Below are 22,338 nucleotides of genomic sequence, written 5' to 3'. Positions count from 1 at the left end.
ACATTGTCCGCCAACGCCTCCGTCATCGACCTGATCGGCGATACGCCGCTGATCCGCCTGAACCGCCTGTCCGACGAGACGGGGTGCGAGATCCTGGGCAAGGCCGAGTTCATGAACCCCGGCGGCTCGATCAAGGACCGGGCCGCCCTGTCCATCGTCCAGGGCGCGCGGGCGTCGGGGGCGCTGCGGCCCGGCGGGACGATCGTGGAGGGCACGGCCGGCAACACCGGCATCGGCCTGGCCCTGGTCGGGGCGGCGCTGGGCCATCCGGTGGTGATCGTCATCATCCGCGCACCCAGTCCGAGGAGAAGAAGTCCGCCATCCGTTCGCTGGGCGCCCGCCTGGTCGAGGTGGACGCCGCGCCCTTCTCCAGCCCCAACCATTTCGTCCACTATTCCGGGCGTCTGGCGGCCGAGTTGAACGAGAGCGAAGACGCCGGCGCGATCTGGGCCAACCAGTTCGACAACACCGCCAACCGCGACGCCCACTATTTCAACACCGGCCCGGAGATCTGGCGCCAGACCGGGGGCGTGTGGACGCCTTCGTCAGCGCCGTCGGATCGGGCGGCACCATCGCGGGCGTGTCGACCTATCTGCGCGAACAGAAGCCCGACGTGACCATCGCCCTGGCCGACCCGGCGGGCGCGGCCATGTTCAACTGGTTCACCAAGGGCGAGATGAGCGGCGAGGGGTCGTCCATCACCGAGGGCATCGGCGTGGCGCGCATCACCGGCAATCTGGAGGGGTTCAAGCCCGACTACGCCTATCGGATCGAGGACGCGGAGTTCCTGCCGATCCTGTTCGACCTGGTGAAGCACGAGGGGCTGTCGCTGGGCGGGTCGGCGGGCGTGAACATCGCCGGCGCCGTGCGCCTGGCGCGCGAACTGGGGCCGGGCAGGACCATCGTCACCTGCCTGTGCGACCCCGGATCGCGCTATGCGTCCAAGCTGTTCAACCCGGCCTTCCTGGCGTCGAAGGGCCTTCCGGTCCCGGAGTGGGCGTAGGGTCGTCGTTCGCGAAGCGAACCAGGGTCGAAGAGGGACGTGCTCCTTCAAGAGGATACTTCCCCCATCGTCAGGTGTGTCGCTGCGCGGCACGACCTGACGCTTCCCCCGACAAGCGGGGAAGGGCTTATTTCTGCTCCGCGATCCAGGCGTCCATGCGCTGGTCCAGCAGGGCCAGGGGCAGGGGGCCTTCGGTCAGCAGGGCGTCGTGGAAGGTGCGGATGTTGAAGTTCGACCCCAGTTCTCGCTCGGCGCGGGCGCGGATGTCGCGCAGGCGGATCTCGCCGATCTTGTAGGCCGTGGCCTGGCCGGGCCAGCCGATATAGCGCTGAAGTTCGGTCTCGATGTTGTGCGGCGCCAGGGCCGAGTTGTCGCGGAAGCAGGCGCGGGCCTGCTCCTCGCTCCAGCCCATCCAGTGCAGGCCGGTGTCGGCCACCAGCCGACAGGCGCGCCACATCTCGTAGGACAGCCGGCCGAAGCGTTCATAGGGCGTGCGGTAGAAGCCCATCTCCTCGCCCAGATACTCGGCGTACAGGCCCCAGCCCTCGGTGAAGGCGCTGACGTTGGCCTGGCGGCGGAAGTAGGGCTGGCCCTCGGCCTCCTGCTGCAGGGCGATCTGGACGTGGTGGCCGGGCACGGCCTCGTGCAGCGTCAGGGCCGGCAGTTCGTAGAGCGGGCGCTGGTCCAGCTTGGAGGTGTTGACGATGTAGTGGGCGGCCACGCCGTTCTGCATCGAGCCGCCATTGTACCGGCCGGTGGTGTAGTTCTCCTCGATCTGGGGCGGGACGGGCTGCACGTCGTAGGGCAGGCGCGGCAGGGTGGCGAACAGCGGCGGCAGGCCGCCGTCGGCGCGCTTGGCCATTTCCGAGGCCTTCTCCAGCAGTTCCTCGCGCGTCGCGGCGTAGAACTGCGGATCGGTGCGGAGGAAGTTCAGGAAGCCGGCGAAGTCGCCGGTCCAGCCGGAGGCCTTCATCTCCACGTCCATGCGCGCGCGGATGCGGGCGACCTCGTCCAGTCCGATCTGGTGGATCTGGTCCGGCGTCAGGTCCGTAGTGGTGTGGCCGCGAACCAGATAGGCGTAGAGGGCCTTTCCGCCCGGCCGGTGCGCCAGGCCAGGCTCGACGGGCGCCTTGGGCAGATATTCGGTTTCCAGGAACGCCAGCCAGGCCTGACGGGCGGGCACGATGTCGCGGGCGATCACCTCGGCGGCGCGCGCGGCCAGGCGATCCTTGTCCGCTTGGGAGACGGTCGAGGGCAGGGTCGACAGGGGCTTCAACAGGGGATCGGCGTCGGCGGGCGTGTCGACGTCGTTGCGGGCCAGTTCGATGGCGCTCTGGGTCACGGAACGGGCCTGGACCATGCCCGTCTCCAGCCCGCGCCGGGCGTTGTCGGTGGTCTGGGCGTAGATGGTGGCGAAGCCTTCGACCCGTTTCAGATAGGCCTCGGCCTCGGCGATCGAGTTCAGGCGAGTGCTGGAGCCCATGTAGATGGCCCAGGTGCCCGGCCCGCCCTCGCTGTCGAAGGCCAGCCGGCCGGTGTCGTAATCCAGCCCTTCGATCCCGCGCGCCAGGACGTAAAGCAGGAAGGCGTGGTTGATCTGGTTGGCGTGGGACAGGTCGCCCGTGTCGATGGCCTGGAGGCGGCGCACGAAGCCCTCCATCGGCGCCCTCTGAGCCAGTTCGAAGGCGCGCGACAGGTCGGGAATCCGCGCCATCGCCTCCAGATCGCCCTCGCCGCTGGCGGACAGGGGGTCGACGGACTTCTGATAGGCTTCGTAGTCGGCGACGATCTGTTCCAGCGCGGCGTCCGCCGTGCTGGGCGAAGGGCTGGACGCTTCGGCGGGCGAGGCCGCCTGGGACAGGGCGGCCGCCGGCGCGCCCAAGGCCAGGGCCGCCGCGACGGCCAGATGAGACACCTTCATGAACCCCTCCCGAAACAGGGCGGCAGGCAAGCCGAGGCGGGCGCCGCCGTCAAGCCGTCACGGAAAAGGGGAAAGGGTCAGCCGCAGACGCTGAAGAAGGCCTCGACCTTGTCTTCGGACCCGGGATGGGCGGCATAGACCTCGCGGTCCTGACCCCGCCAGGCGGCGATCCAGCCCAGGCGGCGAAAACGCTGGAACACGGGCGCGTCAGCCGGCGCCTCGCCGTTCATCAGGTCGCCGTCGTGCAGCCCCGAGGGCTCGAGAGAGGCAGGATACCGTTCCGTGTCGCCGCCGGATTCCAGATGGAACTGCCGCTCGCCCTTCACGGCCGGCGCGATCAGATGCAGGCGGCCCGTTCCCTTGCCGCAGTCGAAGCGCAGCTTGACCTCGTCGCTGTCCGCCACGCCGTAGGCCAGCATGGCCTCGCCGCCGTCCTGGTGCATGAACCAGTCGTAGCCGTCGATCGGCGCGGGCGCGGCGGCGGCGGCGACGGGGGCGGGCTGGCGGGGCGAGGTGGCGCAGGCCGAGAGCGCGGCGGCGGTCAGTGCAACGGAAAGAATGGCGAGGCGCATGATCTCTATCCCGCGCAAAGGTCGGTGAAGCGGCGCAGCTTGCCCAGATGACGGGGCTGGACCACGATCTGGCTCTGGTCGTCGCCGACTGCGACGGTCATCAGGCCGGTTCCGGCGAAGGCGGCGAAGACCGGATGGTCTGCGCGCACGACGAAGCTGACGGCGCCGTCGCGGCCGGCCTGCGCCTCGGTGGTCGTCGAGGCGCGACCGGCGCTGACGCGGGCGAATCCGGGCTGGGCCGGCGGATCATAGAGGGACACCTCAACGGCCCCGGCGCCGCGGTCGCATTGCAGGGTGGCGCGCAGATCGGGCGTGTCGGGCGCCTCGTTCGCCAGGACCACCGGCCCGTCGCCGTCATAAAGCGTCCAGGTCCACGCCGGCCCGGGCGCGGCCTGCAAGGCGGCGGCGAGCAAAAGGGAAACCATCAGGGTCATGCGTCAGCCCCCGCCGACGACGCGCAACGCCGCGTCGGCGCCAATGTCGTCAGACGCGCGACGAACCGCAATAGGCCAGCATGTCGGCCGCCATGCCGCGAGCTTGCCGATCTGCGGTCAGGACCGTGGAACCGTCGTCGCCGATCAGACGCAAGGAACCGTTTCGCGCCAGGCCCGTCAGGCTGGGATCGTCCAGCGCGACCTGGGTTTCGTAGGCGGCGCCGTTGGACAGGGGGTCCACGGGCTGCGGGGTGCTGGAGGCCTTGAGAAGACGCGGGCTGTCCGGGTGGGCGGCGCCATAGAAGACCGCCACGCCCTCGCCCGGCTGGCAGGTGATCATCACCGCCAGGTGATCCGAATTCGCCGCGCCGTAGGTCAGCTTGGCCACCGGACCCTCGTGGTCCAGGCGCCAGGCCATCTCCGGGGCCGTGGAGGCGGCGTCGAGCGTCTGCGTCCGGGCGCTGGCGGCGACCAGGGCGACACAGGCGACGGCGGGGACCAGGAACTTCAACATCGCCGAACTAACGCCGGTTGGCGTCATGGGTTCACGGCCGCGCTTGCCGGGCCCGGCGTTTTCTGCCGGGCGCCGCGTCAGAAGGGGCTGAAACGCTCGATCAGGCTCTGGCCTGCGGGGGTGGCCTGCACCCGGCTGATGTCCCCGCGTCCGCCGTACGAGATGCGCGCCTCGGCGATCTGGGTGTGGCTGATGGCGTTGGCCGAGGAGATGTCCTCGGGCCGCACGATGCCGGCGACGGTCAGTTCGCGCACCTCGCGGTTGGTGCGGACCTCCTGGCGGCCCTGGATCACCAGGTTTCCGTTGGCCAGCACCTCGGTCACCACGGCGGCCACCGTCAGGGAGACGCGTTCCGAACGATTGACCGAGCCGGAGCCGGCGGCATTCACCTCGCCGCCCAGATCGACCAGGCGCGACGGGTCGAAGGCGTTGGGGAAGGCGCGGTTGGCGGCGCTTTCCAGGCCCAGCAGGCTGTTGACGCCGGCGGAGATGTCGTTGGAGCGCGCGCGCGTGGTGCTGTTCTGGGTCTGGGCGCGGTCGTCGATGTCGATGCGGACGGTCAGGATGTCGCCGACGTGACGCGCGCGCTGGTCGCCGAAGAAGGAGCGGGCGCCGGTGCGCCACAGGCTGTTGGCGCTGGCGGGCTGGGCCTCCGAGCGGGGAGCCGGCAGATAGGTCTGCTGGACGGGGACCAGGGCCGCCGGATAGCCGATCGGGGCCAGTTCGGGACCGCGCACGGCCTCCACGGCGGTGGAGCAGGCGCTCAGGCCGGACGCGGTCAGCAGGGCGGCGGCGAGAAGGGTTTTACGCATGACGGGGCTCTCTGCTCGGACTAGCGGGCGGCGAACTGGGAAAAGGCTTCGGCGCGGATGGCGTCGCCCGCAGGACCGGCGACCGCCTGGCCCGGACCGGCGGCGACCGCGTCGATGATGCGGTTGGAGGTGGTGTTGGTGACGGCGACGGGCTCGCCCACGGCGGCGTCGCGCATGGCGCGGCCCAAGACGGCCAGTTTCACGCCGCTGACCTCGTAGGTGACGCGCACCATGTCGTTGCGCTTGATGACCGTCTCGCGGGCGGCGGGGCGGCGGGAGGCGGCGCGAACAGGGGCGGGGGCGGCGGCGGGCGTCTGGATCGCCGCAACGGCGCCGGGCGCCTCGGCGACCCCCTGGCGCACGGCGACGCGGCGCAGGCCGTTGGGATTGACCCAGTCCAGGCCCGCCTGGCGCGCCAGGGCCTGGAGCTGCCCGGCCTCCATCACCACCGACGGGCCGACGCGGCGGGCGACCACGACATCAGCGGCCCCGCCCGCGCCATCGAAGATGTCGCCCAAGGTGACGCGGCCGTCGTCGTCGACCGGATTGGCCTTCAGCGTCACGGGCGCGGCCAGGGCCGGGCCGGCCAGGACGGCGAGGGCGGCGCTCAGCGCCAGGGTTCGGTGCAGCAGGGTCATGATCTAGCTCTTCACCTGGGCGGCGACGGACAGCATCTCGTCGGCGGTGCTGATGACCTTGGAGTTCATCTCATAGGCGCGCTGGGCCACGATCAGGGCGCTGATCTCGGACACGGCGTCGACGTTGGAGGCTTCGGTGTAGGACTGCAGGATCTGGCCGAAGCCGACCTCGCCCGGGGCGCCGATGGTGGCGGCGCCGGAGGCGGCGGTTTCCAGCAGCAGATTGTCGCCGATGGCCTCCAGGCCCGCTTCGTTGAAGAATGTGGCCAGTTCGATCTGGCCCACGGTGGTCGGCTCGGCCTGGCCGGCGGTGGTCACCTGGACCAGGCCGGACTTGGAGATGATGATGTCGACCGCGTCCTGGGGGATGGTGACCGCGGGCTCCAGCAGATAGCCGTCGTCGGTGACCATTTGGCCTTCGGGATTGACCTGCAGATTGCCGGCCCGGGTGTAGGCGATCTCGCCCGAGGGCAGGGTGACCTGGAAGAAGCCCTTGCCGTCGATGGCCATGTCGTAGGGATTGCCGGTGTGCTGGGGCGTGCCCTGTTCGGTGATGCGATAGACCGCGCCGGCCTTGACGCCCGCGCCGACCTGGATGCCGGTCGGCACCACGTTGCCCTGGGACGAGGACTGCGCGCCCATCCGCTCGATGTTCTGATAGAGCAGGTCCTGGAACTCGGCGCGCTGCTTCTTGAAGCCCACCGTGTTCATGTTGGCGATGTTGTTGGAGATGACCTCCACGTTCAGCTGCTGGGCGGCCATGCCCGAGGCGGCGGTTCTCAGAGCGCGCATGAGGGGCTCTCCTTAAGCGGCCTTGCCGAGGCGCTCGACGGCGCGGCGGCTGAGGTCGGTGGTGTTCTCGATCATCCGCGTGACGCTTTCATAGGCGCGGCTGATCTCGATGAGGCTGGTCATTTCCAGCAGCGGATTGACGTTGGATCCTTCGAGCATTCCCTGCCGGATCTGCACGTCGTTGGCTTCGATCGGCTGGACGTTGGAGGCGTTGCGGTAGAGGCCGTCGCCGCCCTTTTCCAGCACGCCCAGCGCGCCGAAGCGCACGACCGACAGCTGGCCGACGATCTCCCCGTCCTGGGTGATGGTGCCGTCGGCGCCGACGCTGGGTGCGCCCAGTTCGGGGTCCAGCACGATCTCGGCCCCGCCGCCCAGAACGGGCTGGCCCTGCTTGGTGGTCAGCCGGCCGGTGGGATCGGTCGTGAAGCCGCCGTCGCGGGTGTAGGCCTGGCGGCCGGCGCCATCCTGAACCACGAAGAAGGCGCCTTCGCCCTCGACCGCGAAGTCCAGGGTGCGGCCCGTCTGGCGCAGGGTTCCCTGGCCGAAGTCGCGGCCGACGCCGTTGTCCAGCACGAAGCTGGCGCCGGGGCGGATGGCGTCGTTGCGGGCGCGCTGGCCGACCTCGGCGCTCAGCATCAGCTGCTCGACCTTGAAGCCGGTGGTGTCCGCATTGGCGACGTTGTTGGCCACGATGTCGAGTTCGCGGCGCAGGGTCATCTGGCGGGACAGTCCGATGTAGGCGGCGTTTTCCACGAGGGGCGTGCTCCTTCGCCCCGATGGCTCGCAACGGTCGTGCCAACAGGGTTAATCCAGGCGCGGCGGGCGTGGCGCTCGGCAAATCCTGCCGATCGTAAACGCCGTGTTAACCAAGCTGGGTCGATCTTCCCCGGGGACCATCCGGGGTGAGTCGACCGCATGTTGAAGCTGGGCAAGAAGAAGGGCGACGCGAATGCGGACGCCGCGCCGCCCGCCCCGACCGAAGGCGAGGGCGGGGAGGGCGAGGCCGCGCCCAAGAAGAAGAAGCTGCCGCTGCTGTTCATCATCGCGCCGGTCGCCCTGCTGGTGCTGGGCGGCGGCGGCGCGGCGGCCTTCTTCATGCTGAAGCCCAAGCCGGCGGCCGCCGAGGCCGAAGGCGGCCACGGCGAGGCCAAGGCCGAGAAGGGCGGCGGTCACGGCGAGGAGAAGAAGGAGGGCGGCGGTCATGGCGGGGGCGGCGAGGGCGGCGAGGCCGATCCCGCCCTGGGCAAGATCGCGGAAGGTCCCGACGGCGTGACCTTCTTCACCCTGCCGGACATGGTGATGAACATTCAGTCGGCCGACGGACGTCCGACCTTCCTGAAGCTGAAGCTGACGCTGGAGACGCACGACGCCTCGGTCGCCACGCATCTGCAGGAAGAGATGCCGCGCCTGCAGGACATGTTCACCGGCTTCGTGCGCGAACTGCGTCCCGAGGACCTCAGCGGATCGGCCGGCACCTATCAGCTGCGCGCCGAAATCCTCCGCCGCGTCAACCTGATCGCCGCGCCGGGCAAGGTCGACGCCGTGCTGATCGAAGAAATGCTGGTGCAATAGGCATGAGCGACACGGCCGAACTCGATCCTGGGCGGCGCCGGCTTCGAGCCGTTGAGCGACATGAGCGACGCTCTGTCCGAGCGGGTGCTGAACCAGGACGAGATCGACAGCCTGCTGGGCTTCGACCTGGGCGCCGACGACGGCTCCGAACGGTCCGGCATCCGATCGATCATCAACTCCGCCCTGGTCAGCTACGAACGGCTGCCGATGCTGGAGATCGTCTTCGACCGCCTGGTGCGGCTGATGACGACCAGCTTGCGCAACTTCACCTCGGACAACGTCGAGGTGTCGCTGGACAACATCTCCTCCATCCGGTTCGGCGACTATCTGAACTCCATCCCGCTGCCGGCCATCCTGGCGGTGTTCCGGGCCGAGGAGTTGGACAACTACGGCCTGCTGACGGTCGATTCCAACCTGATCTATTCCATCGTCGACGTGCTGCTGGGCGGACGGCGCGGCACCGCCGCCCTGCGGATCGAGGGCCGGCCCTACACCACCATCGAGCGCGTTCTGGTGCAGCGGATGATCGAGGTGGTTCTGAACGACGCCCGCCAGGCGTTCGAGCCGCTGACGCCCGTCCACTTCAACCTGGACCGGCTGGAGACCAATCCGCGATTCGCCGCCATCGCCAGGCCGGCCAATGCGGCCATCCTGATCAAGCTGCGAATCGACATGGAGGATCGCGGCGGACGCATCGAACTGCTGCTGCCCTATGCGACGCTGGAGCCGATCCGCAAGATGCTGCTGCAGCAGTTCATGGGTGAGAAATTCGGCCGCGACAACATCTGGGAAAGCCACCTGGCGACCGAACTCTGGACCACCGACACCGAGGTGCGGGTGGTGCTGGACGAGCAGCAGGCGCCGCTGTCCAGCGTGCTGAACCTGAAGGTCGGCGACACCCTGATGTTGAACACGGCGCCGGATTCGGACGTGTCGATCCGCGCGGGGTCGGTCCCGCTGACGACCGGGCGGATCGGACGCAAGGGCCAGCACGTGGCCGTGCGCGTCGAAGGCCCCATCACCACGGACGCGGCGACGCGCCTGACCCGGAGGACCGCCTGATGGCCGGCATGATCATGGACGCGGTGCTGATGCTGCTGCTGGTGGCGGCGGTCGGCTATGGCGTGAAGCTGGAGCGCAAGCTGACGGCGTTGCGCGCGGGCCAGCTGGCGTTCGCCCAGGCGGTGACGGACTTGAACGCCGCGGCCGGGCGCGCCGAGGCGGCGCTGGCGACGCTCAGGGCTTCGGGCCAGGAGACGGATCTGCTGCACGACCGGATCATCAAGGCCCGCGAGGTCAAGCAGCAGCTGGAGGCGCTGATCGCGCGAGGGCCCGCCCCGGCCTCCCGCAGGTCCGAGGAAGAGGCGCCCGTCGCCGCAACGCCCGTTCCGGCCGTCTCTGCCGAAGACGAGGACCGCGCCCGCCGCATGGCCGCCCTGGCCGAGCGCATCCAGGGCCTGGCCGGGCCGTCGGGCGGCCGCCGCGCCGCCGCGCCGGGCCGCGACAATGTCGCCTCCATCGTCCAGGCGCTGAGCGCCGGGCGGATCGCTAACCAAACCGCCAAACAAAGCCTCAACACCGCGCGTCGTAATCTCGACGACGATCTGTTCGCCGCCTGAGACCGAAAGACCCGCCATGGCCCGCATCCCCCGCCTGCTGCCCCTGATCGCCGTCGCCATCGGCGGAGTGGTCGCCGTGCGCGCGGTCGGCGTGGCGCCGGGCCTGTTCGAGGGCGCGCGCGCCTGGGCCGAGGAGGCCGCGCCGTCGGCCGCCGCCGCGCCCGCCAAGGCCGCCCCGGCGGCCTGCGCCCTGACGCCCGAGCAACTGGCCCAACAGGCCGGCATCTCTCCGGCCGAACTGCGCATCATCCAGTCGCTGTCGCAGCGGCGCACCCAGCTGGACGCGCGCGACCAGGACTTCGCCACCATGCTGCCGCTGATGACGGCCGCCGAGCAGAAACTCGACGCCAAGGTCCAGGCGCTGGAGGCGCTGAAGGCCGAGATGAAGCAGATGCTGGGCCAGGTCGACGAACGCGAGAAGGCCGAGATCGACCGCCTGGTCCAGGTCTATTCCGCCATGCGGCCCAAGGAGGCCGCGCCGGTCATGGCCGCGCTGGAGGACCGGGTCCGCCTGCCGGTCGCCGCCGCCATGCGCCCGCGCACCCTGGCCGCCATCATGGCCCAGATGCAGCCGGCCCAGGCCAAGGAACTGACCGAGAAGCTGGCCGCCCGCTTCCAGGCCCAGCAGATGGCCGCCCGCGCCCTGGCCGCCGAAAGCGCGGAGCCCCCGGCCGCGGAGGCGCCGAAGCCGGAAACGCCGACGCCCGCCGCCGCCCCGGCCCCGCGCCCGGCGGCCGCCCCCGCGGCGACGGCCCCGCGCCCCGCGTCGACGCGTGCGGCCGCGCGCCGGCCCGCGACCCGTCAGCCCGCCGCTTCCGCCAACCGGCCCGCCGCGACCCGAGCCGCAAGCCCGGCCGCCAGCGGGCCGCAACCCTATCAGGCGGCCCCCGGCGCCGACGCCCAGCCCCGACAGACGGTCCAGTAGAAGCGGGGCCCGGGCGCCGTTCGGGCGACAGACGTCGGTTGGCGCCGCGACCTCGGGGCGCTATCACCCCGCCGTTCCAGATCGCCGAGCCCGCCATGTCCGACACCCCGCCCGACCGCCTGTCCGTCGACCCGTCCAGCCCGCACCATGACGCCGACGCCCTGCAGCGCGGCGTGGGGGTGCGCTTCAAGGGCGAGGAAAAGACCAATGTCGAGGAGTACTGCGTGTCCGAGGGCTGGGTGCGTCTGGCCCTGGGCAACCGCGTCGACCGCAAGGGCAAGGCGCTGACCGTGAAGCTGCAGGGGCCGGTCGAGCCCTATTTCCAGAACGGCTGAGCCTTTCGGCGGCTGGGATGACGCTCTAGGGTCCAGGCTCTTTCGTTTCGTCCCGGAGCCGCCGATGTCCCTTCGCCTGTTGTCCGTGAGCGCAGCCGCGCTCTTCCTCGCCGTCTGCGCATCGCCCGCGGCGGCGCAGGACGCCGCCGTCGAGGCCCAGGCCGTCGTCATTCGCGACCAGGCGATGCGCTCCAACATCGCCCTGGATTATGTGACCCAGGTGACCACCCGTTTCGGGGCCCTGCCGGCGGGGTCGCGCGCCGAGCAGCAGGCCGCCGCCTGGGCCGCCGACTACATGCGCGCCCACGGGTTCCAGAATGTGCGGATCGAGGAATTCCCGCTGGTCGGCTGGGAGCGGGGGCAAAGCAGCGGGGAGGTCCTGGGCGCGCATCCCCAGGTCCTGGCCCTGGCGGCGCTGGGCCATTCGCCGGCCACGCCGCGGGGCGGGATCGAGGGCGAGGTGGTGCGCTTCACCTCGCTGGAGGACCTGCAGGCCGCGCCCGAGGGGTCGCTTCGCGGCAAGATCGCCTATGTCGATTTCGGCCAGATGCGGCCGATGCAGGATGGCTCGGGCTATGGGCCGCAGACGCGGGTGCGCGGCGCCGGGCCGGGCGTGGCGGCGGCCAAGGGCGCGGCCGCCTTCATTCTTCGCTCGGTCGGCTCGGACGAGAACCGTCTGCCCCACACCGGCACCACCCAGTACGTCGACGGAAAGCCGACCATACCGTCCTTCGCCCTGGCGGCGCCCGACGCCGACCAGGTCAGCCGGCTGGTGGCGATGGGCGAGCCTGTGCGTCTGCGTCTGACCTCGACCGCGCGCACCTACGAGACCCACAGCCAGAACGTGATCGGCGACCTGCCGGGCGCAGCGCGGCCGGACGAGGTGATCGTGCTGGGCTCCCACATGGACAGCTGGGACCTGGGCACCGGGGCGATCGACGACGCGGCAGGCGGCGCCATCACCCTGGCGGCGGCCAAGGCCATCGCCGACAGCGGCCGGCGCCCGGCGCGCACCATCCGCGTCGTGCTGTACGGGTCCGAGGAAGTGGCGCAGCCGACGCGCGAGACCGGCAACGGCGGCGGGGTCTATGCCCGCAATCAGGGCGCGGCGCTGGACACGCACATCATCGCCGGCGAGAGCGATTTCGGCGCGGACCGGGTTTACGCCCTGCGTCTGCCCGCGGGCGCGCAAGGGTCTGACTTCCAGAAGGCCGCGAACCGGGTCCTCTATCCCATCGGCGTCCTGGCCTCGCGTCAGGTGGAGACCGAGGGCGGGGTCGATATCGGGCCCATGGGGCCGCTGGGCGTGCCCTTCTTCGGCCTGGCCCAGGACGGGACGCGCTATTTCGACCTGCACCACACCGCCAACGACACCCTGGACAAGATCGACCCGGCGCAGCTGACCCAGAACGTCGCGGCCTGGGCCGCCCTGGTCTGGCTGATCGCGGATTCCGACGTCGACTTCCGCGCCATGCGTCCCGCCGACGCCTCGCCCGACGCCGCACACTGACGCCTTTGCCCGTCCGGCGCGTCTGGCTATACAGACGCGCCGGATCGCGGGCGTGGCGAAACTGGTAGACGCAACGGACTTAAAATCCGTCGGGCGCAAGCCCTTGCCGGTTCGACCCCGGCCGCCCGCACCAGGCCGATGAAATCAGGAGCCCTTGCCGGGCTTGGGGCTGAAGTACTTTTCGTACTTGCCGGTCTCGCGTTCATATTGTTCGCGGTCGGCGGGGGCGTGCCCTTGACGGTGATGTTGGGCCAGGTCTTGGCGTATTCGGCGTTGATCTGGAGCCACTTGCCGTCGGGCTCGTCCTCGGTGTCCGGGACGATGGCGTCGACGGGGCATTCGGGTTCGCACACGCCGCAGTCGATGCATTCGTCGGGCGCGATGACCAGGAAGTTCTCGCCTTCGTAGAAGCAGTCGACCGGACACACCTCGACGCAGTCCATGAACTTACATTTCACGCAGGCGTCGGTGACGATGTAGGTCATTGGGCGGTCGGACGGTCGAGGTTGCTGGCGGGAGGCCTGCGACATGGCGGCCGTGCAACCAACTGTCAACATCGGGGTATAAGCCGAGAGGCGTTCGCAAGACGGCTTGACAACCGCGAGGCTTATTCGCAACTGTATCGATTGCATTTCAATCGTCAGACACGAGGCATATCCATGCGCGCTCCCTTCCTGAAATACGCCCTCGCCGGCGCCGTGGCCCTCAGCCTCGGCGCAGGCGGCGCGGTGGTCGCCCAGGCCGCCCTGACGCAGAACCCGGCCGAGGTCCGCGCCGGCGCCTATGAGCTGGACAGCGGCCACGGCAAGATCACCTGGTCGGTCGACCACCTGGGCTTCTCCAAGTACGTCGGCCAGTTCGTCAACGTGAAGGCCGAACTGACGCTGGACCCGGCCAATCCCTCGGCCAGCACCCTGACAGCCACCATCCCGCTGACGGATGTGGCGCCGAACGACGATGCGCTGAAGCGTCACCTGCAGACGGCCGACTTCTTCGACACCGCCAACCACCCGACCGCCACCTTCGTGTCCCGCTCGGTGACGGTGGACGCCGACGATCCCAACGAGGCCACGGTGGTCGGCGACCTGACCCTGCGCGGCGTGACCAAGCCCGTGACGATCGAGGTCGAGTTCAACCAGGCCGGCACGGCCATGGGCGCCTACAAGGCCGGCTTCGACGGCGAAGCGACGATCAAGCGCTCCGATTTCGGGATCAGCTATGCGCTGCCGGCGGTGTCGGACGAGGTCGCGCTGCACATTGAAGGCGAGTTCGTCATCAAGTCGTGACGAGCGAATAGAGGGCGCGGGCCTCCTCGGCGGGCCCGCGCCGTTCCCCCAGCGCCTCGACGCGCAGGGTCGTGACCTGCCCGTTGCGGGCGAAGGTCAGAAGATCGCCGGTTCGAACGGCGCGGCTGGGCTTGTCGAGCCGCACCTGGACGCCGTTGTGCGTCAGCCGCACCGCGCCCCCCTCGACGAAGGCCGCCGCCAGTCCGCGCGTCTTCAGAAAGCGCGCGCGCCACAGCCAGACGTCGATGCGACAGGTCTCGCTCAAGCGCGGGCCTTGCGGCGCGGCCGGCGCGGCTTTCGCGGCGCGGCGGGCGCTTCGGTCAGCGCCGCCAGGGCGGCGAAGGGGGAGTGCGGGATCGGCGGCGCCCGGCCGGCCTTGTCGGGCATCTGGGCGCGCACGGTTTTCAGCGCGGCGATCACCTGCCGGGCCTGGTCGGCGCTCCAGCCCAGTTCGACCAGGGCGGCGTCCGAGAGGCGTCCATGCCCGGCGGCGCGCAGTTCGGCCATCTTCTCCAGCGTCTCCGTCTGCACCAGCCACCGGCCGGCCTTGCGCAGGCCGTGGGCGGAGAGCCGGCGCGGGGAGGGCGGCGGCGTCGGCGCCGGGATCAGGTCCGGCGTCGCGGCGATCAGCGGCGGCGCCAGGAAGGCCTGGGCGAAATGGCGGGCGCGGGGCTTCATCGCCCCCGGCAGCCAAACGGAATGGACGCCCACGCGGATGGCGAAGCTTCGCAAGGCGCGGCGCTCGGCCTGGCTGAGGGCGGCCAGGTCGCGTTCGACGTCGCGTCGGTCGATCAGGCCGCCCGCCTCGATCAGGCGAAAGGCGATCCCGCGCGGCAGGCCCTTCAGCGCGCCGCTCTCCACCGCCTGCCTCAGCCGTCGCAGGTCGCGCAGCGCCCGCCCGGCCTCGGCCGCCAGCCAGGCCTCGATGCGGCGCCGCGCGCGCTCGCGCGCGGGCGTGGGGCCAAGCTCGCCCAACAGGCGCACCGAGGGCGAGAAGGGGTCCGTCCCTTCGGCGGTCGACTGGACCTGGGCGGTCAGGACGCCGCGCCAAAGGACCGCCCCATCGGCCAGGACGGCGAAGGCGTCGTCGGCGTCCGCGGCCAGCCGCCCCAGGCGACGGCTGATCTCGGGCGTGACGGCGCGGACGGCCGCCTGGCGCAGGGTGCGGTCCTCCAGGGCCGACGCGCCCTTCTCCATCTGGAAGCGGACGCCTTCCAGCCGCCCGACCGCCTGCCCCTCGATCGTCACCTCGCCATCGTCCGCGACGCCGGCGAAGGTGTCTTCGCGCACGTTCAGCGCCCGCATCAGGGCGGTGGTGCGCCGGTCCACGAAGCGGGCGGTCAGCCGTTCGTGCAGGACGTCCGACAGTCTGTCCTCCAGCGCGCGCGTGCGGTCGCGCCAGCCTTGCGCGTCATGGACCCAGTCGGGCCGGTTGGCGATGTAGGACAGGGTGCGCACGGCCGACAGCCGCGCGGACAACTGGTCGATCTGGCCGTCGTCGCGATCGACCTCGGCGAAACGGGGCGCCATCCAGTCGTCGGTCAGCCGGCCGCGTTTGCCGGTCAGGGCGGTGAAGACGTCCTTGGCCAGACGGGCGTGCTCGTCCAGGGTCGTCTTCTGGAAGTCCGGCAACTGGCACGCCTCCCAAAGGCGCATGACCGCCCCGCGCGAGCGACCGATGCGGGCGATCGTCTCGTCTTTCATCAGGCGGCGCAGCAGGGTCTCGTCCAGCGCCTCGGCCGTCAGGGACAGTCCGGCCCGTTCCGGCGTCACGGTCAGGGAGCGAAGCAGGTCGGGCAGGGTGTCGAAGTCCAGTCGGGCGTTGCGCCATTCGGCCGCCGGAACCGGCTCGAAATGGTGTTCGACCACCTGCTCGACCAGGTCCGCGTCCAGGTCTTCCGCCTCGGCGGTGACGCCGAAGGTCCCGTCGCGCAGGTGGCGGCCGGCGCGGCCGGCGATCTGGCCGATCTCGTGGGCGTGCAGCCAGCGGGTGCGGCGGCCGTCGAACTTCCTGAGGCCGGCGAAGGCGACATGGTCCACGTCCATGTTCAGCCCCATGCCGATGGCGTCGGTGGCGACCAGGAAGTCCACTTCGCCCGACTGATAAAGGGCCACCTGGGCGTTGCGGGTGCGGGGCGACAGGCTGCCCATGACCACGGCCGCGCCGCCGCGCTGGCGCCGGATCAGCTCGGCGATCGCATAGACCCGCTCGGTGGAGAAGGCGACGATGGCGCTGCGGCGGGGCAGGCGGGTCAGCTTCTTGGATCCGGCGTAGGACAGGGTGGACAGCCGGTCGCGCGTGACTATCTCCACATCCGGAACCAGCCGCCGGATCAGCGGCTCCATCGTGCCGGCGCCCAGGAACATGGTCTCGAACCGGCCGCGCGCGTGCAGCAGCCGCTGGGTGAAGACATGGCCCCGCTCGGGGTCGGCGACCAGCTGGATCTCGTCGACGGCCAGGAATTCGACCGCCCGCTCCATCGGCATGGCCTCGACCGTGCAGACGAAATAGTGCGGGCGGGGCGGGACGATCTTCTCCTCGCCGGTGATCAGGGCGACGGCGGCGGCGCCCTCTGGCGGACGATCCGCTCGTAGATCTCGCGCGCCAGCAGGCGCAGCGGCAGGCCGATCATGCCCGAGGCGTGACCCAGCATCCGCTCGACCGCCAGGTGGGTCTTGCCGGTGTTGGTGGGGCCCAGGACCGCGGTGACGCGGGAAGGGGCCAGGCCTGCGGCACGGTCGCTCATGATCCCGACAAGGTGGCGACGATCGCGTCCGGGCTCAAGCGTCGCCGATGCGCAATCCCATGCGGACCAGGGCCGACAGGCTGTCGGCCTGCATCTTCTGCATCACCTTGGCGCGGAAGATTTCGACGGTGCGTGGACTGATGTCCAGGTCCAGCGCGATCTCCTTGTTGGAGCGGCCCCGGATCAGGGCGTCGAACACCTGCCGTTCGCGCGGCGTCAGGGTCGCCAGCCGGGCGGCGGCGGCCTCGCGCGCCTCAATCTCGGGCCTCAGGCTGGCCAATGCGTTGATGCAGCCCCGCACGGAATCGAGGATGCGATTGGGCTCGAAGGGTTTTTCGATGAAGTCCACGACGCCCGCCTTCATCATCTGGACCGCCAGCGGCACGTCGGCGTGGCCCGTCATGACGATCACCGGCCAACGATGGCCGCGCAGGTCTCGCAGCCGCCTGACCAGTTCCACACCGTCGAGATGGGGCATGCGCACGTCCGTCAGCACGCACGCCGTCGTGTCTTCGGGCAGGTGGTCGAGGAAGTCCTGGCCGTCGGCGAAGGCCCGGGCGCGCAGGCCGGCGCCGCGAAGGAAGGTCAGCAGCGCATCACGCGTGGCGCGAGTCGTCGTCTATGACGAAGACGGAATGGGGCGTCATGCGGCGGCGGCCTCCAGGGTGCGGGGAAGGCGGAACGAGAAGGCGGCGCCGCCCTGGGCGCTTCGCCCGACGATCAGCTGGCCGCCGTGGCTTTCGACGATGGCGCGGGTGACGGACAGGCCAAGGCCCATGCCGCCCGACTTGGTCGTGGCCATCGGCTGGAAGACATGAGCCCGCTCTGCTTCGGGAATGCCGGGTCCATTGTCCTCGACCGTCAATTCATAGCCTTCCACGCCGAAGGAGCGCCCCGTCACCGCGACGGCGCCGCCCGACTGGCCGCCGACGGCGTCGACCGCGTTGCGCACCAGATTGGTCAACGCCTGCTGAACCTGAACGCGGTCCGCGACGACAAGGTCGTCGGCGTCGATCTCGCAGCGGATCGGCACGTCGGAGTCGCGGCTGATCAGGGAGAAGACGGGGGACAGGTCGTCGATCATCGATTGCACGTGTTCCCGGCTGAAACTGCGGCTGCCGGTGGCGATCAGGTCGCGCATCCGCCGGATGATCTCGCCGGCTCTCAGGATCTGGGTCTTGGCCAGGTCCAGGTTGCGCCCCGCGCTGTCGCCCAGGGGTCCGGAGCGGACCACATCGGCGTGGCCGGCGTGAAGATAGACGGCGGCGGCCGTCAGGGGCTGGTTCAGCTCGTGCGCCAGGGTCGCGGCCATCTGTCCCAGCGAGTTCAGGCGCCAGACCTGCTCGAGTTGCGTCTGCAGGTCGCGCGCTCGTTTGCGCGCCGCCTCGGATTCGCCCTGGTCGGCCAGGGACACCACGATGTGCTCGGGCGCGGCCTGGTCCGGCAGAAGGGCGGCCTGGAGGGTCATGGGAACGACGTCGCCGTTCGCCTTCACCGCCGTCCAGTGGCCATCCGGCGGCGTGCCCAGTCGTCCCCGCCTTCGAGCGCGGACAGGGTTTCAAGGTCGAAGGCGGCGACCCAGTCCGCGAAGGGTCGGCCCGTGACGGCGTCCGGATCCTCGCCCAACAGGCCCGCCGCCGCCGGGGTGATCCGACGGACGGTTCCCGCGCGGTCCACGGTGACGACCGGCGTGGAGCCCAGGATGGCGTCCAGCAGGGCCTGACGCACGGTCAGGTTCCGCGCCAGATCCTGGGCGCGCGCCAAGGCTTCGATCAGGCGCTGGCACACTTCCGCGATGCCCCACGCCACCACGGCGAACAGCGCGGCGTTGACGGCGGCGTCCACGACGTTCAGGCGATGCACCACGACCAGGTTGAAGCCGGTGCTGAGCAGGATCGCCAGGGCGACGGCCTGCCGATCGGCCAGAAGCGCGGTCGCCATGACCGCCGGGATCATGGGCAGATAGTAGAAGTCCCCGAAGGTTTCCAGAACGGTCCGCAAGGCGACCGCGGCCGCAATGGCCAGGCCGGCGACGCAGATCTCGCCGCACCCAGGTCGGGCGTGCGCGCGCGTCGGTTCGTGGCCCCTGGCGCACGTCGCGCGCCATGGCCGCCAACCCGATCATGCCTGATCTTCGCTGGGAGAGAGCATCCCCGAGGCCTCCCCGCCACGAATTTGCCGGAATTCCTATAGCAGCCGCGGCGATACGGGCAAATACGTATTTCAGTCAGGCCTCTGCGCCACGGCGAAGCTAGGGAATGCTACGTAGGCCTTGGTTCACGAACGGTATTAATCCTCGCCTCATTCTTGGAGAGCAGAATGCACTCTCCAAGGTTTGAAATGACTCCCCAATTGCGTCGCCTTCCTCTCGCCCTTGTTTCGATCGCGGCCCTGGCGGGCGGAGCGCACGCTCAATCCGTCGGCGTCGATGTCGGCGTGGCCAGTCAATATGTCGGCAAGGGCCTGGGCAAGAGCGGCGAGGACGTCGCCCCGTTCGCCAAGGTCGAGATCGAGCAGGGCGGTCTCTACGCCAACGTCTTCGTTTCCAGCGCCAGCGGCGCCCAGGGCTTCGATTCCGAGATCGTCTCCATGGCGGGTTGGCGGCCGCGCGCGGCCGGCTTCACCTTCGACCTGGGCGTGATGAACCGTGACCTGCCCGGAACGCGGGCGGGGGTCGATTCGAATTACTGGGAGTACCAGGCCGACGCATCCCGCAAGCTGGGTCCGGTCGCCACGCGCCTGCGCGTCAACTATTCGCCTGACGGCTTCGCCGCCACCAAGGAAGCCTGGTGGGTCGAACTGCAGGGGACGGTTTCGGCCGGCCCGCGCACCAAGGCCTCGGCGGCGATCGCCGACCGGTCCGCCGACGGCGGGGCCGACTATCGCGCCTGGAACGCCGGCGTGAAGCACAAGCTGACCGACGCCCTGGCGCTGGACCTGCGCTGGTACGACACCGACAGCCTCGACCTGGGCGACAACTACGACGGCCGCCTGGTGGCCGCCGCGACCTATTCTTTCTGACCGCGCTGTAAACGGGGGAACCGAGTTGAAGTGGATTGATGATCTGACCGTGGGGCGCAAGCTCTTCGTGGCCTTCGCCACGGTCTTGGCGGCGATCGCCGTCATGGGCGTCGTCGTGGGGGTGAACCTCATGGCGCTGACCCGCGCCGGCGAGGATCGCAGCCTGGAAAACAAGATCAACCAGGCGACGGCCGCGGCCGAATTCTACATGGCGCGTCAGGAGAACAGCTTCCGCGGCTACCTGGTCACGGGCGACGGCTACTATCTGGAGCGCATCGAGGCGCACCGCGCCAACTTCAGGGCCAAGCTGGAAGAACTGGCGGGCGAGTTGCCGGCCGGTCGCGAGGGCCCCGCCTCCAAGGCGGAGGAGGCCGCCGACGTCTGGCACCAGAACGTCGTGGGGCAGGCCAAGGCCCTGATCGCGGCGGGGCGGGGCGCCGAGGCCCTGGCGCTGGCGCGCCGCGACGGCGTCTCAGACAGCTTTGTCGCTCCGGTCGAGGCCGAGCTCGACAAGCTGAAGGCCGACAGCATGACCCACCTGGAAGCCGCGCGCGCGGCGCAGGATGCAGCGAGCAAGGCGGCCGTCGTGGCGATGATCGTCGGCCTGATCGCCACCTTGGCCATCGCCCTGGCCGCCGGGTGGGTGGCGACGCGCGCCATCGTGCAGCCGATCGGCGTCATGATCGGCTACATGAAGAAGCTGATGGGCGGCGACACCGCCATCACTGTCGCCAGCGCGAACCGCAAGGACGAGTTCGGCCAGATGGGCAAGGCCATCGTGGCCTTCCGCGACGCCGCGGTCGACAAGGTGCGCGTCGAGGCCGAGGCGGTGGCCCAGCGTTCGCTGTCGGAACAGGAGCGTACGGCCAACGAGGCGGAGAAGGCCCGCGCGGCCGAAGAGGACCGGATCGCCATCACCGCCCTGGCGGAAGGGCTGTCGGCCATGGCCAACGGGGACCTGACGCACCGCTTCACCGCCGACGTGGCCCCGCGCGCCGAACAGCTGAAGACAGACTTCAACTCGGCGATCGCCCAGCTTCAGCAGGCGGTGTCGGTGGTGGTGTCCAATGTCTCGGCGATCCGTTCGGGCGCCGGCGAGATCTCGCAGGCCGCCGACGACCTGTCGCGCCGCACCGAGCAGCAGGCGGCCAGCCTCGAGGAGACCGCCGCCGCCCTGGACCAGATCACCGCCACGGTGAACAAGACCGCCTCGGGCGCCCGCCAGGCCTCGGACGTGGTCCAGGCTGCACGCGGCGACGCCGAGACCTCGGGCGTGATCGTGCGCGACGCGGTCCAGGCCATGACCCAGATCGAACAGTCCTCGGCCCAGATCAACCAGATCATCGGCGTGATCGACGAGATCGCCTTCCAGACCAACCTGCTGGCCCTGAACGCGGGGGTCGAGGCCGCCCGCGCGGGCGAGGCCGGCCGCGGCTTCGCGGTCGTCGCGTCCGAGGTGCGGGCCCTGGCCCAGCGCTCGGCGGAAGCGGCCAAGGAGATCAAGACCCTGATCTCGGCCTCCACCGGCCAGGTCGGTTCGGGCGTGCGCCTGGTCGGCCAGACCGGCGAGGCGCTGCAGCGGATCGTCGACCGGGTCGCCGAGATCGACGGCCTGGTCTCCGAGATCGCCGCCTCGGCCCAGGAGCAGGCCGTGGGCCTGGCCCAGGTCAATACGGCGGTGAACCAGATGGACCAGGTGACCCAGCAGAACGCCGCCATGGTCGAGCAGTCGACCGCCGCCAGCCATTCGCTGGCCCAGGAGGCCGAGGCGCTGCAGGCGTCGGTGGCCCAGTTCCGCGTCGGCGAAACGGCGCGGGCCCCGGCCGCGCGCGCCGTCCCCGCCCGACCGGCGCCCGCCGCTCCGGTCCGCCCGGCCGAGCCCGCCCGCTCGGGCCGCATGATCCAGGCCCTCAAGACCCTGGGACGCGGCGGCGCCGCCCCAAAACCGAGACCGCCCTGGTCGAAGACGGATGGGAGGAGTTCTGATGACCGCGTCGCTCACGCTTGCGCCGGTTCTGGACCTGAACGCGGCCGAACCGCTGAAGGCTGAACTGATGGCGCGTCGCGGCGCCGACCTGACGATCGACGGCGCGTCCGTCGATCGCCTGGGCGGCCTGTGCCTGCAGGTCCTTCTGTCGGCGCGCCGCACCTGGCAGGCGGATGGCGTCAACCTGAGGTTAGGGTCTGTGTCGCAATCTTTCGCCGACCAATGGGCCGCCTTCGGCGCGCCCGCGTTCAACACCGAGGGGGCTGGCGTGAGCAAGACCGTTCTGACCGTCGACGATTCCCGCACCATGCGCGACATGCTGCTGCTGGCGCTGCAGGATGCGGGCTACACCGTGATCCAGGCCGTGGACGGCGTGGACGGGCTGGAGACCCTGGCGGCCAAGGGCGCCGACGTGGTCATCACCGACATCAACATGCCGCGCATGGACGGCTTCGGCTTCATCGAGGGCCTGCGCGCCGATCCGAACCATCGGACGACGCCCGTGCTGGTGCTCACCACCGAAAGCGACGCCGACAAGAAGGCGCGCGCGCGCGCCGGCGCCACCGGCTGGATCGTCAAGCCGTTCGACCCGGTCAAGCTGGTCGACGCCGTGCGCCGCGTGGCGGCTTAACCCTACAGATCGGTCGGAC

General features: G+C 70.3%; 22 protein-coding genes, 1 tRNA gene and 4 pseudogenes. 13 read left to right on the top strand and 14 right to left on the bottom strand.

Features of this window, described 5'->3' with window-relative positions; all coding sequences use genetic code 11:
- The first annotated feature begins 3 nt into the window (after positions 1-3).
- Positions 4-1,003: pseudogene (locus MU852_RS04380) on the top strand (cysteine synthase A).
- A 127-nt stretch (positions 1,004-1,130) separates the two neighbouring features.
- Here MU852_RS04380 and MU852_RS04375 read toward each other — a convergent pair.
- The 8 genes from MU852_RS04375 to flgF all read right to left on the bottom strand — a co-directional run bounded on the left by MU852_RS04375 (position 1,131) and on the right by flgF (position 7,439).
- Positions 1,131-2,924 (bottom strand): DUF885 domain-containing protein, encoded by a 1,794-nt coding sequence (locus tag MU852_RS04375; RefSeq protein ID WP_249751180.1) that lies wholly within the window; start codon positions 2,922-2,924, stop codon positions 1,131-1,133.
- Between the two features lie 77 nt (positions 2,925-3,001).
- On the bottom strand, positions 3,002-3,496 hold the full coding sequence (locus MU852_RS04370; RefSeq protein WP_249751179.1) for a hypothetical protein: 495 nt from the start codon (positions 3,494-3,496) through the stop codon (positions 3,002-3,004).
- Between the two features lie 5 nt (positions 3,497-3,501).
- Positions 3,502-3,930, bottom strand: coding sequence for a hypothetical protein (locus MU852_RS04365; protein WP_249751178.1), 429 nt, complete (start codon positions 3,928-3,930; stop codon positions 3,502-3,504).
- A gap of 49 nt (positions 3,931-3,979) precedes the next feature.
- Positions 3,980-4,444 (bottom strand): hypothetical protein, encoded by a 465-nt coding sequence (locus MU852_RS04360; RefSeq protein ID WP_249751177.1) that lies wholly within the window; start codon positions 4,442-4,444, stop codon positions 3,980-3,982.
- A gap of 77 nt (positions 4,445-4,521) precedes the next feature.
- The gene (gene flgH / locus MU852_RS04355) at positions 4,522-5,256 is read right to left on the bottom strand and encodes a flagellar basal body L-ring protein FlgH (protein ID WP_249751176.1); all 735 of its coding nucleotides are present in this window, start codon (positions 5,254-5,256) and stop codon (positions 4,522-4,524) included.
- A gap of 20 nt (positions 5,257-5,276) precedes the next feature.
- Positions 5,277-5,894 (bottom strand): flagella basal body P-ring formation protein FlgA, encoded by a 618-nt coding sequence (locus MU852_RS04350; RefSeq protein ID WP_249751175.1) that lies wholly within the window; start codon positions 5,892-5,894, stop codon positions 5,277-5,279.
- 3 nt (positions 5,895-5,897) lie between these two features.
- Entirely contained in the window at positions 5,898-6,686 is a 789-nt protein-coding gene (gene flgG, locus MU852_RS04345) for a flagellar basal-body rod protein FlgG (protein ID WP_249751174.1), read from the bottom strand.
- A 12-nt stretch (positions 6,687-6,698) separates the two neighbouring features.
- On the bottom strand, positions 6,699-7,439 hold the full coding sequence (flgF, locus tag MU852_RS04340; RefSeq protein WP_249751173.1) for a flagellar basal-body rod protein FlgF: 741 nt from the start codon (positions 7,437-7,439) through the stop codon (positions 6,699-6,701).
- 162 nt (positions 7,440-7,601) lie between these two features.
- Between flgF and MU852_RS04335 the strand changes: the two genes are divergently transcribed.
- The 7 genes from MU852_RS04335 (at position 7,602) to MU852_RS04305 (ending at position 12,780) form a co-directional block, all read left to right on the top strand.
- Positions 7,602-8,258 carry a flagellar basal body-associated FliL family protein gene (locus MU852_RS04335; protein ID WP_249751172.1) on the top strand — a complete coding sequence of 219 codons (657 nt, stop codon included), beginning with the start codon at positions 7,602-7,604 and terminating at the stop codon, positions 8,256-8,258.
- Positions 8,259-8,318: 60 nt separating this feature from the next.
- On the top strand, positions 8,319-9,320 hold the full coding sequence (fliM, locus tag MU852_RS04330) for a flagellar motor switch protein FliM (RefSeq protein WP_250202582.1): 1,002 nt from the start codon (positions 8,319-8,321) through the stop codon (positions 9,318-9,320).
- Positions 9,320-9,877: a DUF6468 domain-containing protein gene (locus MU852_RS04325; protein ID WP_249751171.1), complete on the top strand. Its 558-nt coding sequence runs from the start codon at positions 9,320-9,322 to the stop codon at positions 9,875-9,877. Before fliM ends, MU852_RS04325 begins: the two co-directional genes overlap by 1 nt.
- 16 nt (positions 9,878-9,893) lie before the next feature.
- The gene (locus MU852_RS04320) at positions 9,894-10,802 is read left to right on the top strand and encodes a MotE family protein (RefSeq protein WP_249751170.1); all 909 of its coding nucleotides are present in this window, start codon (positions 9,894-9,896) and stop codon (positions 10,800-10,802) included.
- Between the two features lie 95 nt (positions 10,803-10,897).
- Positions 10,898-11,137: a DUF3297 family protein gene (locus MU852_RS04315; protein WP_249751169.1), complete on the top strand. Its 240-nt coding sequence runs from the start codon at positions 10,898-10,900 to the stop codon at positions 11,135-11,137.
- A gap of 64 nt (positions 11,138-11,201) precedes the next feature.
- Positions 11,202-12,647: a M20/M25/M40 family metallo-hydrolase gene (locus tag MU852_RS04310; protein ID WP_249751168.1), complete on the top strand. Its 1,446-nt coding sequence runs from the start codon at positions 11,202-11,204 to the stop codon at positions 12,645-12,647.
- 46 nt (positions 12,648-12,693) lie between these two features.
- Positions 12,694-12,780 (top strand) — tRNA-Leu (locus MU852_RS04305).
- A gap of 11 nt (positions 12,781-12,791) precedes the next feature.
- Here MU852_RS04305 and fdxA read toward each other — a convergent pair.
- Positions 12,792-13,132 (bottom strand): annotated as a pseudogene (fdxA, locus tag MU852_RS04300) (ferredoxin FdxA).
- Between the two features lie 174 nt (positions 13,133-13,306).
- Here fdxA and MU852_RS04295 point away from each other — a divergent pair.
- Complete coding sequence (locus MU852_RS04295) at positions 13,307-13,933, top strand: YceI family protein (RefSeq protein WP_249751167.1); 627 nt, start codon at positions 13,307-13,309, stop codon at positions 13,931-13,933.
- On the opposite strand, the gene MU852_RS04290 is transcribed toward MU852_RS04295, so the two are convergent.
- From MU852_RS04290 to MU852_RS04270, 5 genes and pseudogenes are all read right to left on the bottom strand, one after another.
- Positions 13,923-14,198, bottom strand: coding sequence for an RNA-binding S4 domain-containing protein (locus MU852_RS04290; RefSeq protein WP_249751166.1), 276 nt, complete (start codon positions 14,196-14,198; stop codon positions 13,923-13,925). The two genes, MU852_RS04295 and MU852_RS04290, sit on opposite strands and share 11 nt — an antisense overlap.
- Positions 14,195-16,680, bottom strand: a pseudogene (locus tag MU852_RS04285) (helicase-related protein). The gene MU852_RS04290 and the pseudogene MU852_RS04285 overlap by 4 nt, the downstream one beginning before the upstream one ends.
- 34 nt (positions 16,681-16,714) lie before the next feature.
- Positions 16,715-17,245 carry a response regulator gene (locus tag MU852_RS04280; RefSeq protein ID WP_249751855.1) on the bottom strand — a complete coding sequence of 177 codons (531 nt, stop codon included), beginning with the start codon at positions 17,243-17,245 and terminating at the stop codon, positions 16,715-16,717.
- Positions 17,246-17,323: 78 nt separating this feature from the next.
- On the bottom strand, positions 17,324-18,148 hold the full coding sequence (locus MU852_RS04275) for a sensor histidine kinase (RefSeq protein ID WP_249751165.1): 825 nt from the start codon (positions 18,146-18,148) through the stop codon (positions 17,324-17,326).
- Between the two features lie 23 nt (positions 18,149-18,171).
- Entirely contained in the window at positions 18,172-18,681 is a 510-nt protein-coding gene (locus tag MU852_RS04270) for a PAS domain-containing protein (protein WP_249751164.1), read from the bottom strand.
- A 351-nt stretch (positions 18,682-19,032) separates the two neighbouring features.
- On the opposite strand from MU852_RS04270, the gene MU852_RS04265 reads away from it, so the two are divergent.
- The 4 genes and pseudogenes from MU852_RS04265 to MU852_RS04250 all read left to right on the top strand — a co-directional run bounded on the left by MU852_RS04265 (position 19,033) and on the right by MU852_RS04250 (position 22,319).
- Positions 19,033-19,701, top strand: coding sequence for a TorF family putative porin (locus tag MU852_RS04265; protein WP_249751163.1), 669 nt, complete (start codon positions 19,033-19,035; stop codon positions 19,699-19,701).
- A 49-nt stretch (positions 19,702-19,750) separates the two neighbouring features.
- Positions 19,751-21,751 (top strand): methyl-accepting chemotaxis protein, encoded by a 2,001-nt coding sequence (locus tag MU852_RS04260; protein ID WP_347342336.1) that lies wholly within the window; start codon positions 19,751-19,753, stop codon positions 21,749-21,751.
- Positions 21,672-21,851: pseudogene (locus MU852_RS17700) on the top strand (STAS domain-containing protein); the annotation flags it as partial. The gene MU852_RS04260 and the pseudogene MU852_RS17700, both read left to right, overlap by 80 nt.
- A 105-nt stretch (positions 21,852-21,956) precedes the next feature.
- Complete coding sequence (locus MU852_RS04250) at positions 21,957-22,319, top strand: response regulator (RefSeq protein ID WP_249751854.1); 363 nt, start codon at positions 21,957-21,959, stop codon at positions 22,317-22,319.
- Positions 22,320-22,338: the final 19 nt, after the last annotated feature.

The organism is Brevundimonas albigilva (assembly GCF_023503965.1).
Classification (GTDB): Bacteria; Pseudomonadota; Alphaproteobacteria; order Caulobacterales; family Caulobacteraceae; genus Brevundimonas; species Brevundimonas albigilva.
The sequence above is the reverse complement of the archived record's forward strand: the minus strand, read 5'-3'. Positions and strand labels throughout refer to the sequence as shown.

What these genes read in the sequence shown, in the direction of transcription:
- MU852_RS04350 (WP_249751175.1), bottom strand. Translation starts at nt 5,894, where the DNA reads ATGACCCTGCTGCACCGAACCCTGGCGCTGAGCGCCGCCCTCGCCGTC.
- MU852_RS04320 (WP_249751170.1), top strand. Translation starts at nt 9,894, where the DNA reads ATGGCCCGCATCCCCCGCCTGCTGCCCCTGATCGCCGTCGCCATCGGC.
- MU852_RS04375 (WP_249751180.1), bottom strand. Translation starts at nt 2,924, where the DNA reads ATGAAGGTGTCTCATCTGGCCGTCGCGGCGGCCCTGGCCTTGGGCGCG.
- fliM (WP_250202582.1), top strand. Translation starts at nt 8,319, where the DNA reads ATGAGCGACGCTCTGTCCGAGCGGGTGCTGAACCAGGACGAGATCGAC.
- MU852_RS04335 (WP_249751172.1), top strand. Translation starts at nt 7,602, where the DNA reads ATGTTGAAGCTGGGCAAGAAGAAGGGCGACGCGAATGCGGACGCCGCG.
- MU852_RS04310 (WP_249751168.1), top strand. Translation starts at nt 11,202, where the DNA reads ATGTCCCTTCGCCTGTTGTCCGTGAGCGCAGCCGCGCTCTTCCTCGCC.
- MU852_RS04370 (WP_249751179.1), bottom strand. Translation starts at nt 3,496, where the DNA reads ATGCGCCTCGCCATTCTTTCCGTTGCACTGACCGCCGCCGCGCTCTCG.
- MU852_RS04360 (WP_249751177.1), bottom strand. Translation starts at nt 4,444, where the DNA reads ATGTTGAAGTTCCTGGTCCCCGCCGTCGCCTGTGTCGCCCTGGTCGCC.
- MU852_RS04365 (WP_249751178.1), bottom strand. Translation starts at nt 3,930, where the DNA reads ATGACCCTGATGGTTTCCCTTTTGCTCGCCGCCGCCTTGCAGGCCGCG.
- MU852_RS04275 (WP_249751165.1), bottom strand. Translation starts at nt 18,148, where the DNA reads ATGACCCTCCAGGCCGCCCTTCTGCCGGACCAGGCCGCGCCCGAGCAC.
- flgH (WP_249751176.1), bottom strand. Translation starts at nt 5,256, where the DNA reads ATGCGTAAAACCCTTCTCGCCGCCGCCCTGCTGACCGCGTCCGGCCTG.
- MU852_RS04325 (WP_249751171.1), top strand. Translation starts at nt 9,320, where the DNA reads ATGGCCGGCATGATCATGGACGCGGTGCTGATGCTGCTGCTGGTGGCG.
- MU852_RS04315 (WP_249751169.1), top strand. Translation starts at nt 10,898, where the DNA reads ATGTCCGACACCCCGCCCGACCGCCTGTCCGTCGACCCGTCCAGCCCG.
- flgG (WP_249751174.1), bottom strand. Translation starts at nt 6,686, where the DNA reads ATGCGCGCTCTGAGAACCGCCGCCTCGGGCATGGCCGCCCAGCAGCTG.
- MU852_RS04295 (WP_249751167.1), top strand. Translation starts at nt 13,307, where the DNA reads ATGCGCGCTCCCTTCCTGAAATACGCCCTCGCCGGCGCCGTGGCCCTC.